Genomic DNA, 17,920 nt, shown 5'->3' on the forward strand with positions numbered 1-17,920 from the left:
ACTTATCCATTAATCCTTTGTAAGCTTTTCAGCAATACTAGTACAAGCTTCGTTCAATAGATTGAAAACATTTTCAAAATCTTCTATATCACCGTAATAAGGGTCCGGAACACTTTGTTTAACAGCAGTAGGAGATTCAGACATAATTAGCTTAACCTTTTTCTTATCTGCTTCTTTTTTTGCTTTGAAGATTATATCGCTGTAGTTGGCATGATCCATAACATATATGGCATCAAACTCGTCGAAATCAGAAGTAATAAATTTTCTGCCTCTTAGCTGAGAAATATCAATATTGTTTTTTTTACAAACCTGAATCGCACGTTTATCAGGTTTTTCATTTACGTGATAATCGGTTATCCCGGCACTATCTACAGTAAAACTATCAGGAAGTTTTGAACGTAAAATTCCTTCTGCCATAGGGGAACGACAAACATTACCTAAACAAACCATTAATATTTTCATATATCAGAAGTCAATTTTTTATTTAAATCGTCAACATAAGATTTGAATAACTTATCTGTCTCAAATAAGTTGTCAACCGTTTTACAAGCATGTAATACGGTTGCGTGATCTCTTTTACCAATTTGAATACCAATAGAAGAAAGAGAGGCATTGGTATATTTTTTTGCGAAATACATAGCTAATTGTCTCGCCTGAACAATATCTCTTTTTCTGGTTTTTGATTGTAAAGCATCAATTGATACTTTAAAATAATCGCAAACCAAGTTTTGAATATAATCTATGGTAATATCTTTTTTGGAATTAGTAATAAGATTAGATAGTGTTTTTTCAACAAGATCTAAGGTTATTTCCTTTTTATTGAAAGTTGCCTGAGCAATTATGGAATTTAGAGATCCTTCCAGTTCTCTAATATTGGTTTTAATATTTTTAGCAATATATCCTAAAACTTCATCAGAAAGCGCAATACCATCAAATTCCATTTTTTGTTGAAGAATTGCTAACCTCGTAGTATAATCAGGGGATTGTATTTCAGTTGAAAGCCCCCATTTGAATCGAGAGATTAATCGCTGCTCAACATCTTGAATGTCTACAGGCGATTTATCCGAGGTCAATATAATCTGTTTTCCGTTTTGATGTAAATGATTAAAAATATGGAAAAATACTTCTTGTGTACCTTTTTTACCCGATATGAAATGAATATCATCTACGATCAACACATCAATCATTTGATAAAAATGAATAAAATCATTTCTATTGTTTGATTTAGTAGCTTCCTGGAATTGTTGACAAAATTTTTCCATGGAAACATACAAGACAGTTTTTTCCGATTGAATTCTTTTAACTTCTAAGCCGATAGCATGAGCCAAATGGGTTTTTCCTAAACCTACACTACTATAAATAAATAAAGGATTAAAAGAAGTACCGCCGGGTCTTTTAGCAATTTGTTTTCCCGCAGAACGGGCAAGACGATTAGAATCTCCTTCAATAAAATTGTCAAATGTATAATTTGTATTGAGTTGACTATCAATCTTTAATTTTTGTAATCCGGGAATAATAAATGGATTTTTAACTCCTCTTTCAATAAATAGGGGAGCTTCCACTTCCTGAACCTTTATTTGTGCTTTTTGGGAACTTGGAATGTTAACGGTATAGGAATTTTCAGATTGTTGGTTTTTTTCCATCATAATGGAATAAACCAATTTGGCATCTTTTCCCAAATTTTTGGTTAAGGCACTTTTTATTATCTTTATGTAATTTTCTTCAAGATATTCATAGTAAAACTTACTGGGTACCTGTATGGTTAATATTTTATCTTGAAGCTTTACGGCCTTGATAGGTTGGAACCATGTAAAATAGGATTTCTCAGAGATATTATCTTTGATATATTGTAGACAGGCTTCCCATATTGAAATCGCAGAATTTAACATTTTTTTAAATTTGTATAAAAAATAAAGGATAAAATTTTACCCACCTTTTAGATCACAAAATTGTTAATTTATTTTAGAAAAAAAAAGAGGATTACCTGTTGTATTTTTAGAAATTTATTAGTAAGTAAATATATATTCTATCTTGGATGAAATAAAGCGTAAAAATAAGAATAAGATAGGATGAATTGGATAAAAAACAATAGTTTAAAAATATTGATTATTAGTAATAATTTGGATTGTATAAATTCGATCTATATAGGGCCAATAAAGGGATTGCAGAATATGAGCCAATATTTGTGAAAAACAATTTATTCATCAAATAGGCAAAAATAGAATCGAAATGTTGTTGAACAAATTATTTATTTTAATATCCATCATTTTTCTAAAGAAATAGGTATATTTTAGGTCTGTTAAATCAAAAAAACAAGATGATTTTTTATGGCTTTTAAAGAAGGAAAATTAGTGTTATTTTGGATTAATAAATCAGTAGAAAATTTGTTGCTCAGTACGATAAGTGAGCTATAAAATTTTTTTTATGGCAATAAAATTTTGAGCCAAATAAGAATCGAATTTTTCAAAAAATAATTCTTTATTTTTCATGGGAACTTCAACTACAAGATAACATTTATCGGAAAAAGTGCTTGATAATATTTCAATCGATAATTTTTTTAAAAGAGTCATAACAGAAGATTGATACGCATAATCAAATAAGAGCTCATAGTTCTCACTTAATTCCTTAGAAATGATTTTTGCGCATTCAATAGTATGTTGAGCACTTTCTTTATAAGCTTTTATCAATCCCCCAACCCCAAGTTTAGTCCCTCCAAAATATCGTACTATAATTAAAAGTACATTGGTTAGTCCTGAAGAAAGCAATTGATTATAGATTGGTAATCCGGCAGTACCCGAAGGTTCTCCATCATCATTGGCTCTGTATAGCTCTCCCGAGATGCCCATTCGAAAAGCATAACAATAATGCGTTGCATTGGGATATAGTGTTTCACTAAATTTTAGATAATCTTTTACTTCTTGTTCATTATTGACATTAAATATTAGTCCGTAAAATTTACTTCCTTTAATTTTTAAAAGAGCATCCGTTATTTCAGTATCAACAGTTTTATAAATAAATTTATCATCCATGTAAATTTAAGATATTGATTTGTAGATAATTGATTAATATAACGTTGAAGGATTTTTAAGATATGAAATAAGATTGTCTCCCACCAATTCTTGATAACTAATATCTCCGAAAAGAATAGGGGCACTAGTACCATTTTTTAATATATTTGGAGACGTGATGATCATTGCTTCGTCCCACATTCCTTTATCAATAAAATGTTGTAAGGTTTGTTTACCGCCTTCGATGATTACCGATTGAATATTTTTGTCGTATAACACATTTATAATTTGGGGAACTAAATCCTTGTCAAAATCTAATTGAAAATAGTTTAAATGGGTAGTTGATTGAGATTTTTTTTCCGTAAAGATAAAAGTCTCAGCTTGGTCATCGAAAATAGAATGACTGAGGGGAATTTCTAAATTTTTATCGATGAGTAATCTTATTGGGTTATTACCATAAACAGATCGGGTAGTTAAACTAGGATTGTCTATTAAAGCAGTATTTTTTCCGACTAATATAGATTGTTCTTCATTTCTTAACACATGTGTTTTTTGTATTGAAAACGGATTGCTGATCCAGAACGGATGGTTTCTATCTCTGCCGTTATCTATTTTCTTATTTAAAGTTTCTGCCCATTTTAAAATAATATACGGTCGTTTTTTCAAATGATAAGTAAAAAATCTTTTATTTAATCTTTTACATTCTTTTTCCATAACACCGGTAACTACTTCTATACCCGAATTGCGAATTATTTCAATTCCTTTACCGTTAACTTTACTCGTTGGATCCTGAGTACCGATCACCACTTTTTTAAACTTTAAATCCTTAATTTTTAAAGCGCAAGGAGGGGTTTTTCCGTAATGAGCGCAAGGCTCTAAGGAAACATAAATGGAACTTTTTTTAAGTAAACTTTGATCTTTAACCGAGGAAATGGCATTAATTTCAGCATGAGCTTCACCGGATTTTCTATGCCAGCCTTCTCCAATTATTGTATTGTTGTAAACTATAACAGAACCTACTAAAGGATTAGGATAAGTGGTTCCCAAACCATTTTGAGCAAGATCTATACAACGCCGCATGTAGATTTCATCGACAGTATTACCCATAAATACTTTTTATAAGCGGTGAAATAGATTATTCTTCCTCAGTTTCTTCAGAAATACCTTCACCATCTTCATAATTTGAATCGCTTTCAGACAAATTTAAATTAACCAGTTTTGAATAAGTCTGTTTTAATTCATCCAATTTAGTTTTTTTAGATTCAATATTGTTTAATGTATTCTGTAAAAGCGGATTGTCTTGATTGGCATTTGAAAAGTATGATAAATTATTCTCCAATTGAACAATTTCATGTCCCAAATCTTGGATTTGCTTTCTCATTTTTCGTAGATCTTCATCCAGCTTTTTATCATCTTTAGATTGCTTATAATTTTCTACTTTAATATTTAACTGAATTTCATCAATGATGTTTTTATCAATATCGAATTTTTTAATAAGATTTTTAATAGCTGAATTAAATTCTTTATTGATGTTCATATTCTCTCTGGGAACTTTTCCTATAGAATTCCATTGAATGCTGTAATCATTGATTTTAGCAAGGGCATCTTCTTTATCAGTAGCAGAAATGGAGGATATTTCTTCCAAAAGACTTTGCTTTCTTTTTAAATTTTCGATCCATTCTTCATTAACTTTATTATTTCTTAATTTATATCGGTTAAAGAAATAATTGCAATTTTCTCTGAATTCATCCCAAAGTTTATCAGAATATTTTCTTGGAACATGACCAATATTTTTCCATTCATTCTGAATCTTTTTATAAAGATTTAAAGCAACTTCCCAATCTTCGCTGTCTTTATTAGCTTTAGCGATTTCCAATAGGTCGTTTTTCTTTTTAAGATTTTCTTGTTGGATCTTTTTTAAATCTTTATAAAATGTATTTTTCTTATTGTTGATTTCATGAAGCAGATTTTTAAATTTACTCCACGTGTCACTACTGGTTTCTTTAGGAATTCTTCCTGTAGTAAAGAAAGCTTCTCTTAAATTTTCTATTTTCTTAACATTATTTTGCCAGAAGGAATGATCGGGATTTTCAGCGGATGCTATGGTTTCAAGTTGAGAAATAATGGCTTGTTTTTTCTCCAAATTCGCTTGTTGCTCTTCTTTAATTTTTTCAAATAATTCAGATTTGCGTTCATGAATTTTTTGGGTTATTGCTTTAAATTCTTGCCAAGTACTTTCTCTAAACTCTTCCGCCACAGGTTCTGCTTGTTCTTTCCATAGCTTGTGCAAATATTGCAGTTCATTTAATGCTTTTTGCACACTAGGCTCAGTTGTCAATTCTTCGGCTCTGCTAATAATAGCCCTTCTTTGTTCCAAATTATGAGCATAGTCCAATTCTTCAAGTTCCTTATTTAATTTGATAAATTCATGTGTATTATCTAAATGATGAAAATAGGTTCTGAAAACATCACCGGCTCTTGATTTAGGTATCTTACCTGCATTATGCCATCTTTCTTTTATATCTCTGAATTTTTTAAAAAAAGAACTGATCGATTCCATAGGGGTTGTATACAGCTCTTTTAATTCTTCAATTATCTGAAGTCTTTTATTGAGATTATTTTGCTCGTTTTGTTCTTGTTCTTTATAATATGAGTTTAGTTTTGTTTTATAGTCGTGGTAGGCTGAATTGAATTTGTTTTTTAAGAATTGATCGGGTTGATAACTTAGCTCGTCTCCACCTTCATCAAGGAACTTTTGTTTTCGTTCCGTTTCATGTTCATCAAATTTTTTTAAAAATATATCCCTTATGGAATTAATATTTTCTCCAATTAATTGAACTGGATAATGATTGTGAAGATATTTAAGCTCATCAATGAGTTTTTCTAATGAAAAAGATTCATAATCTTTTTCAGGAATGGTTGTTTCTTCAACGGATTGATCCTCCTTGTTGTTTTCAGAATTTAGCTCATCAATAGAATCTTCCTTAGAAGAATTTTTATTATATGTTGATTCTAAATTTTGAGTTGATTCAACCTTTTTTTCATTTCCTTCTGCATTATGCAGGTTATCCGATTCAGTACCCATATTTTTGATATTTTTCCAAACAAAAATATAAAAAATATTGCAAATGTGCTATATAAGTGATAATAAAATGTAAATGGATTAAATATTCAAAAAAACATGATTTTTATGTTGTTAAATAAATAAATCACAAAAAAAATATTAGAGTTAAATAAATCACAAAAAGTGTTAAATAAAGTAGAAATTAAATTTTTTTAGTTTTTAAATATTTAAAATCTAAAAATTATATTAACAAATTCTTAAAGATATAAAGCACAATGTAAAAATTAATAATAAAAATTTTTATCTTTTTTTACTATATCGAATTTTAAGATGAAGAATTAAATTGGTGAGAATTTAATTTATGGAAGATGAAATAGTAATGTATAATTAAAAATTATAGAATATAAATATTAAATCCATTCAAGATCAAATATTTCAGAAAAGTATTTTTTAATAACTTTTTTCACCTCATCCGGGTTTACGGATATACCCAATTCTTTTTCTAAAGAAGTAACATATTTGTTTTGTATACCGCAAGGAACGATATAGTCAAAATAGGAAAGGTTGGGGGATAGATTAAGGGCAAAACCGTGCATAGTGACCCATTGAGAGGCCTTTACGCCAATAGCACATATTTTTCTGGCCATAGGTTTATTTACATCAATCCATACGCCTGTTTCCCCGTTAGATCTTTTTCCTTTAATTCCATAAAAATTTATGGTTTTTATAATTACTTCTTCCAACAAGCGCATGTATTTATGGATATCATTAAAAAAATTATCAAGATCAAATATAGGATATCCAACAATTTGTCCGGGACCATGATACGTAATATCTCCGCCTCGATTGGTTTTAATGAACTGAGCATTAATTTCTTGAAGTTTGATATTGCTGATAAGAAGATGATCTAAATTACCATTTTTACCTAAGGTAAATATATGCGGATGAGAAACAAATAAAAAATAATTGGGAGTAAGATTTATTTCGTTAGTTATTGATTTTTTGTTTTTTAATTTGATTGAAACAATATATTGGAGTAATTTTTCTTGCAACTTCCAAGTTTTAAGATAATCAGCATGAAGTAAATCTTTATATATTACTTTTTTATTTTGGATTTTATTCATTAAACTAAAATAATTGTATAAATATAAAAAAGATAATATTTATATATGTTATAAATGAAATATTAAGATTAATAAATTGTTAAAATATAGCAGGGGATTGGGATAAAGGAAAAAAATTTTAACATTAATGTAACATTATTATATGTAAAACCCTTTCAATAGAAACTATGAAAGGGTTCATTAACACTAAAAAACTTTATTAAAGAACAACTAATTATTGATGCAAATATACATCATTTTTCTTAAATACAAAATTATTTAATAGATTTAAGTAAAAATTGTTAATAAAACGTTTAAACTTGTTACTATAATGTTAAGGCTAAAGTTTGAGGTAAAAAAATAATTTGCGCTCATTTTATTTTCAAGAATTAATATATATTAATTTTTTATTCACATAAATCATTAAAAATGCAATTTCTTTACTAGTGCAAAATGAAATTTTTAAATTAATTTTGCTTTAAAAATTAGTGAAGATATAGATATAAATAATACAAATATGAGTTTAGAAATTAGTGATCAAACATTCAAAGATGAGGTATTAAGTTCCAAAGAACCGGTTTTGGTTGATTTTTGGGCTGAATGGTGTGGACCATGCAGAAGTTTAAAACCTATAGTTGATGAATTGTCTGAAGAATTTAAAGGAAAAGTAAAAGTTGCTAAAATTGATATTGATGCCAATCAAGAAGTTTCGGTAGAATATGGAATCAGAAATATTCCTACGCTTTTATTCTTTAAAAATGGGCAAGTTGTTGACAAAGTAGTAGGGGTTCAGCCAAAAGAAAAGCTAGCAGAAAAAATGAATGCATTATTGGATTAATCCAATTAAATGATGAAAATAAAAATATCCTGAAATATTCAGGATATTTTTTTTTATATAAAATGCTATTTAAATGTATATTAAATTTTACGCATACGTAAGCTCTTAGGAGTTATTTCGAGATATTCATCATCTTTAATATATTCCATAGCTTCTTCTAATGAAAATTCAACTTTAGGGAAAATTTTAGCAGCTTGGTCAGATCCGGAAGCTCTCACGTTAGTTAACTTTTTACCTTTAATAAGATTAACTTCCAAATCATTATCACGACTATGTTCTCCGACTACTTGACCTTTATATATTTGATCTCCCGGTTCAACAAAAAATTTACCTCTATCCTGAAGTCGGTCGATTGCATAAGCCAAAGCCTGTCCCGTTTCAGATGAAATCATAGATCCGTTTTGTCTTTGTGGAATAATGTCTTTTACCGGTTCAAAATCTTTAAAACGATGATTAATAATAGCTTCTCCGGAAGTTGCTGTTAGAAGAAGATTACGTAATCCGATAAGACCTCGAGAAGAAATATCAAATTCCAAATGTTGTAAATCACCTTTAGGTTCCATCACTTTTAATTCTCCTTTTCTTTGAGTAACCAATTCTATAGCTTTGCCGGATACAGCATCGGGAACATCAATTACTAAGTGCTCATAGGGCTCATGCTTAACACCGTCAATCTCTTTAATAGTTACCTTTGGTCTACCTACTTGCAATTCATATCCTTCACGTCTCATAGTTTCGATAAGGACAGATAAGTGAAGAATACCTCTACCAAAAACATTGAACTTCTCTTCGGAATCAGTTTCTTCCACTCGAAGGGCTAAGTTGATTTCAGTTTCCTTCATTAATCGATCTCTAAGGTGTCTTGAAGTAACGTATTTTCCTTCTTTACCGAAAAACGGTGAAGTATTGATAGTAAATAACATACTCATCGTAGGCTCATCAACCGCAATACGAGGTAAAGCTTCCGGTTCGTTCAAGTCAGCAATAGTATCACCAATTTCAAAATCATCGATACCGATTACAGCACATAAATCACCGCTTCTAACAGATTCAACAGGTTTTCTTCCTAAACCTTCAAAAACTTGTAATTCTTTTATGCGTATTTTTTTATTTTTACCATCTTCCTGGCAAAGAGTATAATCTTTACCGGAAATTAAATCTCCACGATACACACGACCTATGGCAATTTTTCCCACAAAACTTGAGAAATCAAGAGAGGTAATTTGCATTTGAGGCGTTCCTTCTACATAAGGTGCTTCCGGTATTAATTCAATAATTTTATCTAATAAATATGTAATGTTATCAGTAGGTTGTTTATAATCTCCGGACATCCAACCTTGTTTAGAAGAACCGTATACCGTTTCAAAATCCAATTGTTCTTCAGTAGCGTCTAAATTAAACATCAATTCAAATACCTGATCATGTACATGTTCCGGTTGGCAGTTTTCTTTATCAACTTTATTAATTACTACGATGGGCTTCAATCCCAATTCAATCGCTTTACTAAGAACAAAGCGAGTTTGAGGCATTGGTCCCTCAAACGCATCCACAAGCAATAATACACCGTCAGCCATTTTAAGAACACGTTCAACCTCTCCTCCAAAATCCGCGTGTCCGGGAGTGTCAATGATATTAATTTTGACACCTTTATAGTTAACCGACACATTCTTGGATAAAATGGTTATTCCTCTTTCACGTTCCAGATCATTATTATCCAGAATCAAATCCCCGTCATTTTTTTCAACAACATTACAAGACTGAATAATTTTATCTACTAATGTTGTTTTTCCATGATCGACATGAGCAATAATTGCTATATTTCTAATTGATTGCATATATGATATTAAAATTCAGGTGCAAATGTAAGATATTATTGCTAAATATATGGTTTTGTGTTAGTAAATAAAAGCATAGTATTATTCATAATTTAAGGTTTTATTAATAGAAACTTAAAAACACTATTAAAATGAATAATTTAATTGTACTTTTGATTAGTATTTAAAAATAAGAAAATGAAAATATCTTATATCGTATTTTTTTTAGGTATTGCTTTAAGCATAAGTTCATGTAACAATTCTAAAAAATCAGAGAAGGATCCAAATACTAACCAATCAAAGGATAGTACTATAGTGGTACAGCCTACGTCATTAGATACGATAAGTTTATCTCCAATTAAAAAAGTACCGAAATTTGAAAATAAAGAGGTGGACAACTTTGTACAGAAAACTAAATTATATTTTGAACAAATAGCAGAAGCTACCCAAGCAGGTAATGATAGTAAAATTTTAGAATTGCAACTTAAAGCCAATGATATAGATGAAAATTACAAAAAGGTCTTAAAAAAATTAGATACCGAACAACAAAAAAATCTTAGAAATTGGTATATGCAATTAGTCGATGCCGCATCCAAGTAATAACTGAATATTTTTTTATCGTCTTTGAACGTATTAAAAAATAATGAAAGTAGTATTTTAAGTATCAAACAGATATTCATCATCATACATTATCTAAAATAAACTAAAATAGTTTTATCTTTATACGGATAAAACTATTTTTTATGCTAATTAAAACATATGGAAGTTCTGTCTATGGAGTCAATGCTCAATTAATCACCGTTGAAGTAAATGTAGATAAAGGAGTAGGGTATCAGTTAGTAGGTATGCCGGATATGGCAATAAAAGAAAGCGCACATCGAATTTCGGCAGCCTTAAAAAACTGTGGATATAAAATGCCGGGTAAAAAAATCACAGTAAACATGGCACCTGCAGATCTAAGGAAAGAAGGATCAGCTTATGATTTAACTATTGCTATGGGAATATTGGCGGCATCCGAGCAAATAAAAGGAGATCATCTCGATCAATATTTAATTATGGGCGAATTATCTTTAGATGGTTCTTTACAACCCATAAAAGGTGTTTTACCTATTGCAATACAAGCAAGAGAAGATGGTTTTAAAGGCTTTTTTCTTCCTAAACAAAACGCTAAAGAAGCTGCTATAGTCAATGATCTCGAAGTTTATGGAGTTGACAATATAAAAGAAGTCATTAATTTTTTTGATAAAAACATTCAATTAAATCCAACCATAGTAAATACAAGAGAAGAGTTTTTTGAGAATAATAATAAATTTCAATTTGATTTTTCAGAAGTTAAAGGTCAGGAAAATGTAAAAAGAGCTTTGGAAATTGCTGCTGCCGGAGGTCACAATGTACTTTTAATCGGTCCGCCGGGAAGTGGAAAAACCATGTTGGCAAAAAGAATTCCTTCCATCTTACCTCCATTGACCTTATCGGAAGCACTAGAGACAACCAAAATACATTCCGTTGCCGGAAAATTAGGATCAGAATCTTCTTTAATGACAGTAAGACCTTATCGTAATCCTCATCATACCATATCGGGAGTAGCTTTAGTTGGAGGAGGAAGCTATCCGCAACCCGGAGAAATTTCTCTCTCTCATAACGGCGTACTTTTTCTGGATGAACTGCCTGAATTTAATCGGCAAGTATTGGAAGTCATGAGACAACCTTTAGAAGACAGGATTGTAACTATCTCAAGAGCAAAATTTACGATCACCTATCCGGCCAGTTTTATGTTGATTGCTTCCATGAATCCTTCTCCTTCCGGATATTTTCCAAATGACCCTAAAAATACGAGCACTATACAAGAAATGCAAAGATATATGAATAAAATATCCGGCCCGTTACTCGATCGAATCGATATTCATGTGGAAGTTTCACCCGTTCCTTTTGATGATTTATCGGATAAAAGGAAAGGAGAGTCAAGTTCAGAAATAAGGGCAAGAGTGGTTGAAGCAAGGAAAATTCAAACTCAAAGATATAAAACAGCGGAAGGAATCCATTATAATGCTCAAATAGGTCCTAAACAATTAGATGAATTTTGTTTGTTGGATGACATCTCTAAAAATTTACTAAAATCTGCCATTGAAAAATTGGGTTTATCTGCCCGAGCCTATGATCGAATCTTAAGAGTAGGCAGAACGATAGCAGATTTAGATAAATCTGAAGTTATCCAAGCACACCATATTGGAGAAGCTATACAATATCGTAGTCTTGATCGGGAAGGATGGTGTAAATAAATGTAAATTTTTGAAAAATTATTATTAATTTGAACAAAGAAAATAATAATAAATTATGATAAGAAATGTTCAACTATCCGATGCATTAAGAATAGCTGAAATTTATAATTATTATATAGAAAATACGGTCATTACCTTTGAAGAAAAAAAAGTTAGTGCTCGGGAGATAGAAAACAGAATTCAAAAAATATCGGCAAAAGGCTATCCTTATATAGTATATGAAAAAGAAGGAATCATACTAGGATATGCATATTTGAATACTTGGCGAGAACGTTCGGCTTATGATATAACATTAGAAAACAGTATTTACCTGGATTATAATCAAACCCATCAAGGAATAGGTAATGAATTGCTTACAGCCCTGATTGAAGAATCAAAAAAGATAGATATACATTCCATTATAGGAGTAATATCTTTACCGAATGAGCCCAGTAGAAAATTGCATTGGAAAACAGGATTTAATCTGATAGGAAATTTTAAAGAATCAGGAAAAAAATTTAATCAATTGATAGATGTTGAATTTTGGCAATTACTATTGGATTGAATAAATTAAAATCTATATAAAAAAATTCAAAATAATTTAAATAATAATAAAAATGATACATCATATTGTAATGTGGAAGCTTAAAGAAAGCGATAAAAAAAATAACGTTTTAAAAATAAAAAATGATTTAGAAGCCTTAAAAGATCGAATTAAGGAATTACAATATATCCAAGTAAATACCAATATGGAGATTGCTCCAAAGTCAAATTTTGATATACTGTTAGATTCCCGATTTAAAAATTTTGAAGATCTCACTCTGTATGCAAACCATCCGGAACATCTTAGAGTGGTGGAGTTTATAAAAACAGTGGTTGATCAAAGAGTAGCTATCGATTACGAAATATAATTAAATAGTAATCGTTTAGTATAAAGGATGTTTAATTACACTATACATCCTTTTTTTATTCTTGCTTTATGGATAATATAAACTCATACTACCAATCTAACCTCAATTACTAACTAAAATATCCGATTATTGCCTTTAATACGATCTATTTATGGGTTAAAAGATGGATGGTAAAATGCGAATAATGTAATTTTTTAGAGTATTTATCCGTAAAAATTACAAATTATTTATTAAATGACTCTTTTTTTTAAAATTTAAACAAAGATGATTAAATTTGCATCCACTATTTAACAAATTAATTATTTATGAAATTACCGGCAATAGTTCAATTGCATATTATCGTATTTATTTGGGGATTTACCGGTGTAATTGGTAAGCTTATCTCTCTTAATGCTATACCTTTGGTATGGGGTAGGACCTTGGTTGCAGCTTTTATTTTATTTTGTTATTTATATTTTTCAAAAGGAAAAAATTTTAAAATTTCCAAAAAGCTGATATCCCAACTTTTGGGGTGTGGAGTAATTGTAGGTACTCATTGGTCATTGTTTTATGGATCCATTAAAATATCCAACATTTCTATTGCCACTTCAACCCTATCAACAGGAACTTTATTTGTGGCTTTTTTAGAGCCCTTTTTTTTCAAACGAAAAATCAAAATTTCTGAAATAATTTTAAGTTTAGTTATTATAATATGTATACTTTTTATCTTTAATACAGAAATGAGTTATTGGAAAGGTATACTACTTGGTATCGGATGTGCATTTTTGTCGGCCTTGTTTTCTGTAGTAAACGGAATAATGCATTCAAAAGAAAGTCCAGAAATAATAACTTTCTATGAAATGGCAGGAGCTTTTGTAACCTTGACGGTTTTTATGTTTTTGTTCAATGATTGGGAAGCCATAGCTACCATAAATGCTTGGGATATCCTATGGCTTTTAGTGTTGGGCGGACTTTTAACTAGTTTTCCTTTAGTTATGACCATGAAGCTGATGAAACACATTACGCCTTTTACACTTATGCTTTCCATAAACCTAGAGCCTGTATATGCTATTTTAATAGCCTTTTTAATTTGGAAAGATTCAGAAAAAATGAGTCCTGTATTTTATATTTCAACAGCTGTCATGATTGCTGCCATCTGTTTTAACGGTTATTTAAAATCTAAAAATAAAAAGATCCAAAATCAATAAAGTTAGCATTTGCATTATTTTTGAGTTTACATAAGATTAATATTAGACATATGCGTACTGTCCCTAAAATTCTTATGATATTCAGACTCTTACTAGCTCCCCTAAGCATTATTTTATCTTGTCACTATGGAGAAGCATGTGTTCACATGCTTGTTTTAATACTATGCCTGGGGTTGATTTCCGATATATTGGATGGAATTATTGCCAGAAAGTATCAGGTAGCAACTGAAAATTTAAGAAGAATGGATAGTTTTATAGATATTATATTTTGGCTATCTCTTGCAATATCAACAGGAATAGTTCGACCTGGGATCATAGAAGCCAATTTGATATTTATTGTAGGTTTAGTAATATTAGAAGGAATAAGTGCGCTAATTAGTTTATTGCGATTCGGAAAAGAAGCAAGTACCCATGCGTATTCTTCAAAATTTTGGGGAATAACGTTATTTTTAGCACTTATATCAATACTGGGTTTTAATTACGGTGGATTCTTTTCATATCTGACTATAATTGTGGGATATATTTCCTATGTAGATGTTTTACTTATACTTATACTATTACCTCATTGGATGCATGACGTACCGAGTTTTTTTCATGCTTATTTAATTAGAAAAAAAATTAATTTAAAGAAGAGTACTTTGGGTTCAGTTACTAATTAAATACTTTAGAAAGTTTAAATAAAATAGTTCATACCAATCGGAAACAACTTATTTTAAAAAATTTAAAATTTTAATTTTAAATGTTGAAAGATTACAAAAAAGACCTAATTATAGCGCTATATTCCTTACCGGGTATATTAATAATCTATAGTTTCGGATTTATCTTCAATAATATCATTTTTGCAAGTATAGCTGCAGGAGGTGCTGTGACGGCGGGATATGGAGCAAATAAAAAAATATTAAAATATCCTTTCGCGCCCATGATCATAGCCGTTCTAGGAATGAGTATATGTGCTGCATTGGGATCATTAATAGGACATTTCTATTTTTGGTATATAGTCTGTTGTGTATTATTAGCCTGTTTAGCAACCTGTGTGGGAACTATCGATCAAAATGCTTGGTGGATTGTTTTACAATGGTCTATTGCATTTTTTGTAGGAGGCTATTATGTGGGAGATATCTATGCCGCTCTGCATAGAGGTGTTTTAATTCTTGCAGGAGGTTTATTTCAATCAATTTGTATTATTTTTCTCATTGAGAAATCATCATTTGAAAGAAATATAAGTAATCCTGAGGAGCTTCTGATCATTTTTAAAAACATATATGAAGATATTGATAAAAAAATACGCTTCCATATGACCATCATCTATACCGCATTAACCATATTAGTTTGCTTTTTCTTCATTACTGTTTTCGATATCAAATATTATTACTGGGCTGTTATGACTGCCTTAGTTATTTTGAAACCTGATTTTATTGATACCCTGAAAAAAGCAAGTATAAGGTTGATGGGTACACTTCTGGGCATTGTCATAGCTACATTTTTAATATGGTGGTTTCCATCAAGATATATCATGGCATTGGAAATTCTGATATCTTTATATGTATGCTATGTATTTGCTAACCACAGATATGCAATTTTGTCAACCTTTTTAACCATTACAACCGTATTAATGTTTGCAATTAATGGGTCATCGGGTAATGAAATAGCTATGGACAGATTAATTGCCACCTCGATTGGAGGAGTATCTGCCATATTAATTATGAGTTTAAGTTTATTGCATATTCGATTTTTAAAAAGTAAAAACTAATAATGATCTTTTAGAATTAGTGGTTTTTATTATTTTTTAAAACTTCTTCAAAATGATTTTCAGCCCAAGTGATCATCATCTGAATGGAAGGCATTAAACTGATACCTGTTTCCGTAAGACTATATTCAACCCTAGGCGGGATTTCAGCATAGGCTTTTCTTTTAATTAAGTTATATTTTTCCAAATTTTTAAGCGTGTTGGTAAGCATCTTTTGAGAAATATCAGGAAGTTCATTTTTTATTTCTCCGTAACGCATCGTTTTGCCGGAATATAAAATAGCTAATAGTAATAAAGACCATTTATCGCTAAATCGGCTTAATATATTTCTTATGGGACAGATGGGATATTTTAAATCGAGTTTATGAGCTTTCATTTTTCTATCAAATATACATATTACTCTCCAATAGAGTACAACTATAAATAATAAAGTAATAATTTATAGTTAAATAAATGTTAAAATTAAACATATAATTAGCTGATAATCAATAATTCTAACTTTAGCGGTTCGTTACGATCCTGCTTGTGAACATAAGTTGTTCGGGCTAAATTCGAATCATAAATTTATTTAAAAATATATAAAAATGAAAATATCAATACTAGGAACAGGAAATGTTGCACAAGCGTTAATTAACGGATTAATTAATGAAAAGTATAATGTGGTAGTTGGTTCAAGAAATTTCGAAAAAGGAAGTGAAAATATAGAAAAACTAAAACAAGTTAATAAAACCCTATCCATTGTTTCCTACCAAGAGGCTGTAGCATTAAGTGAAATTATACTTCTTTCAATTCCCGGATTTGCGCTTATAGAAACCATAAAGGATATTGGAATTAAAAATTTTGAAGGTAAAATACTTTGGGATATTACAAATGCATTTTCATCGGAAGCTCCGACTAATGGAGTAATAAAATTAATTTCATCTCCCGAAGAATCTCTGTCAGAAAGTGTACAAAAGCTTTTGCCATTATCGCATGTTGTTAAAGGAATGAATACCATAGGTGCGCATCTTATGTATCAGCCCTCACTGAAAGAAAACGGTACCGCATTTATTGCCGGAAATAATGAAGAGGTTAAAAATACAATTTCTACAATAATTAAATCTTTAGGTTGGAATACCTATTATGCAGGTAAACTAGAATCTTCACGAGCATTAGAGTATATGGGACAATTATATGTAGCTCAAGGTATTTTATATAATAAATGGAATTCAACTTTTAAGTATATAGATTAAATTTTATCATGTAATAAAACATATATAAATCAAGTAAATTGAAAATCGATGAAAATAAATATTATAAAAAATGCATATTTTCTACTTTTTGTTGTGATTATAAACATTTCTGAAATAAAAGCACAAAAAGTTATAGATTTAACGGAGACTCATTTGAAAGCGATAAATACATTTATGACATTTGAAAAAATGGATGGCGATAAAGTAGTAAGAGTCATTAAGGATCCATCAATCAAGAAATTTGATGAACCTACTTATGTACGAATCAATAATGTAAATTTTGCCAATGGGATCATAGAAGTAAAAGTGTTAAGTCGAATTTTGGATGATGCTCCGAATTTTGCCCGAGGTTTTATTGGTATAGCCTTTCATATAAATGATTCAAACTCTAAGTTTGAAAGTATATATGTTCGCCCTTTAAACGGAAGATCCGAGAATCAAGAACATAGAAACAGGACCATACAATATTTTTCTTATCCGAATTATAAGTATCAACGATTGAGAAATGAATTTCAAAATAAATACGAGTCCTATGCAGATATGGCACTAAACGAATGGATACAATTAAGAATTGAAGTTCAAGGGCAAAAAGCTCAATTATATATAAATGATAATAAACAACCCTCACTCATCGTAAATGATTTAAAATTAGGAGGAAATGCGACAGGAGCTATCGGACTCTTTGTTGATGTAGGCACTGAAGGATATTTTAAAGATCTGAAGGTTTATCTACAATAATAAAACCTAAAATAAAATTC

At 30.0% G+C, this 17,920-nt stretch carries 18 protein-coding genes; 10 read left to right on the forward strand and 8 right to left on the reverse strand.

Annotated elements, in window-relative coordinates; genetic code table 11:
- Positions 1–9: 9 nt before the first annotated feature.
- The 6 genes from J3U20_RS05495 to lipB form a co-directional block, all read right to left on the reverse strand.
- Positions 10–462, reverse strand: a complete 453-nt coding sequence (locus tag J3U20_RS05495; protein ID WP_255410618.1) for a low molecular weight protein-tyrosine-phosphatase — start codon at positions 460–462, stop codon at positions 10–12.
- Positions 459–1,889, reverse strand: a complete 1,431-nt coding sequence (gene dnaA / locus J3U20_RS05500; RefSeq protein ID WP_105298016.1) for a chromosomal replication initiator protein DnaA — start codon at positions 1,887–1,889, stop codon at positions 459–461. Before dnaA ends, J3U20_RS05495 begins: the two co-directional genes overlap by 4 nt.
- A gap of 519 nt (positions 1,890–2,408) precedes the next feature.
- Complete coding sequence (locus J3U20_RS05505; protein ID WP_160541952.1) at positions 2,409–3,029, reverse strand: IMPACT family protein; 621 nt, start codon at positions 3,027–3,029, stop codon at positions 2,409–2,411.
- 33 nt (positions 3,030–3,062) lie between these two features.
- Positions 3,063–4,115 carry a bifunctional diaminohydroxyphosphoribosylaminopyrimidine deaminase/5-amino-6-(5-phosphoribosylamino)uracil reductase RibD gene (gene ribD / locus J3U20_RS05510; protein ID WP_255448163.1) on the reverse strand — a complete coding sequence of 351 codons (1,053 nt, stop codon included), beginning with the start codon at positions 4,113–4,115 and terminating at the stop codon, positions 3,063–3,065.
- A gap of 28 nt (positions 4,116–4,143) precedes the next feature.
- Positions 4,144–6,093, reverse strand: a complete 1,950-nt coding sequence (locus J3U20_RS05515; protein ID WP_160541953.1) for a DUF349 domain-containing protein — start codon at positions 6,091–6,093, stop codon at positions 4,144–4,146.
- Between the two features lie 389 nt (positions 6,094–6,482).
- Complete coding sequence (lipB, locus tag J3U20_RS05520; protein WP_160541954.1) at positions 6,483–7,196, reverse strand: lipoyl(octanoyl) transferase LipB; 714 nt, start codon at positions 7,194–7,196, stop codon at positions 6,483–6,485.
- A gap of 496 nt (positions 7,197–7,692) precedes the next feature.
- Here lipB and trxA point away from each other — a divergent pair, with 496 nt between their 5' ends.
- The gene (trxA, locus tag J3U20_RS05525) at positions 7,693–8,013 is read left to right on the forward strand and encodes a thioredoxin (protein ID WP_105298011.1); all 321 of its coding nucleotides are present in this window, start codon (positions 7,693–7,695) and stop codon (positions 8,011–8,013) included.
- A gap of 80 nt (positions 8,014–8,093) precedes the next feature.
- On the opposite strand, the gene typA is transcribed toward trxA, so the two are convergent.
- Positions 8,094–9,848: a translational GTPase TypA gene (gene typA / locus J3U20_RS05530; RefSeq protein WP_160541955.1), complete on the reverse strand. Its 1,755-nt coding sequence runs from the start codon at positions 9,846–9,848 to the stop codon at positions 8,094–8,096.
- A gap of 177 nt (positions 9,849–10,025) precedes the next feature.
- Here typA and J3U20_RS05535 point away from each other — a divergent pair, with 177 nt between their 5' ends.
- From J3U20_RS05535 to J3U20_RS05565, 7 genes are all read left to right on the forward strand, one after another.
- Positions 10,026–10,427, forward strand: a complete 402-nt coding sequence (locus J3U20_RS05535) for a hypothetical protein (RefSeq protein WP_160541956.1) — start codon at positions 10,026–10,028, stop codon at positions 10,425–10,427.
- 143 nt (positions 10,428–10,570) lie between these two features.
- A complete protein-coding gene (locus J3U20_RS05540; protein WP_160541957.1) occupies positions 10,571–12,106 on the forward strand; it encodes a YifB family Mg chelatase-like AAA ATPase in 1,536 nt (511 codons plus the stop codon).
- 55 nt (positions 12,107–12,161) lie between these two features.
- Entirely contained in the window at positions 12,162–12,650 is a 489-nt protein-coding gene (locus J3U20_RS05545; RefSeq protein WP_160541958.1) for a GNAT family N-acetyltransferase, read from the forward strand.
- A 52-nt stretch (positions 12,651–12,702) separates the two neighbouring features.
- A complete protein-coding gene (locus tag J3U20_RS05550) occupies positions 12,703–12,996 on the forward strand; it encodes a Dabb family protein (protein WP_160541959.1) in 294 nt (97 codons plus the stop codon).
- Between the two features lie 305 nt (positions 12,997–13,301).
- Positions 13,302–14,183 carry a DMT family transporter gene (locus J3U20_RS05555; RefSeq protein WP_160541960.1) on the forward strand — a complete coding sequence of 294 codons (882 nt, stop codon included), beginning with the start codon at positions 13,302–13,304 and terminating at the stop codon, positions 14,181–14,183.
- A gap of 50 nt (positions 14,184–14,233) precedes the next feature.
- On the forward strand, positions 14,234–14,842 hold the full coding sequence (locus J3U20_RS05560) for a CDP-alcohol phosphatidyltransferase family protein (protein WP_160541961.1): 609 nt from the start codon (positions 14,234–14,236) through the stop codon (positions 14,840–14,842).
- A gap of 80 nt (positions 14,843–14,922) precedes the next feature.
- Positions 14,923–15,933 (forward strand): FUSC family protein, encoded by a 1,011-nt coding sequence (locus J3U20_RS05565; protein WP_160541962.1) that lies wholly within the window; start codon positions 14,923–14,925, stop codon positions 15,931–15,933.
- Positions 15,934–15,949: 16 nt separating this feature from the next.
- Here the strand turns inward: J3U20_RS05565 and J3U20_RS05570 are convergent, their stop codons facing one another.
- The gene (locus J3U20_RS05570; protein ID WP_160541963.1) at positions 15,950–16,306 is read right to left on the reverse strand and encodes a winged helix-turn-helix transcriptional regulator; all 357 of its coding nucleotides are present in this window, start codon (positions 16,304–16,306) and stop codon (positions 15,950–15,952) included.
- A gap of 208 nt (positions 16,307–16,514) precedes the next feature.
- Here J3U20_RS05570 and J3U20_RS05575 point away from each other — a divergent pair, with 208 nt between their 5' ends.
- On the forward strand, positions 16,515–17,162 hold the full coding sequence (locus J3U20_RS05575) for an NADPH-dependent F420 reductase (RefSeq protein WP_160541964.1): 648 nt from the start codon (positions 16,515–16,517) through the stop codon (positions 17,160–17,162).
- A gap of 48 nt (positions 17,163–17,210) precedes the next feature.
- Positions 17,211–17,900 carry a family 16 glycoside hydrolase gene (locus J3U20_RS05580; RefSeq protein WP_221410874.1) on the forward strand — a complete coding sequence of 230 codons (690 nt, stop codon included), beginning with the start codon at positions 17,211–17,213 and terminating at the stop codon, positions 17,898–17,900.
- The last annotated feature ends 20 nt before the right edge of the window (positions 17,901–17,920 follow it).

It is taken from the genome of Apibacter sp. B3919, assembly GCF_026537405.1.
Classification (GTDB): domain Bacteria; phylum Bacteroidota; class Bacteroidia; order Flavobacteriales; family Weeksellaceae; genus Apibacter.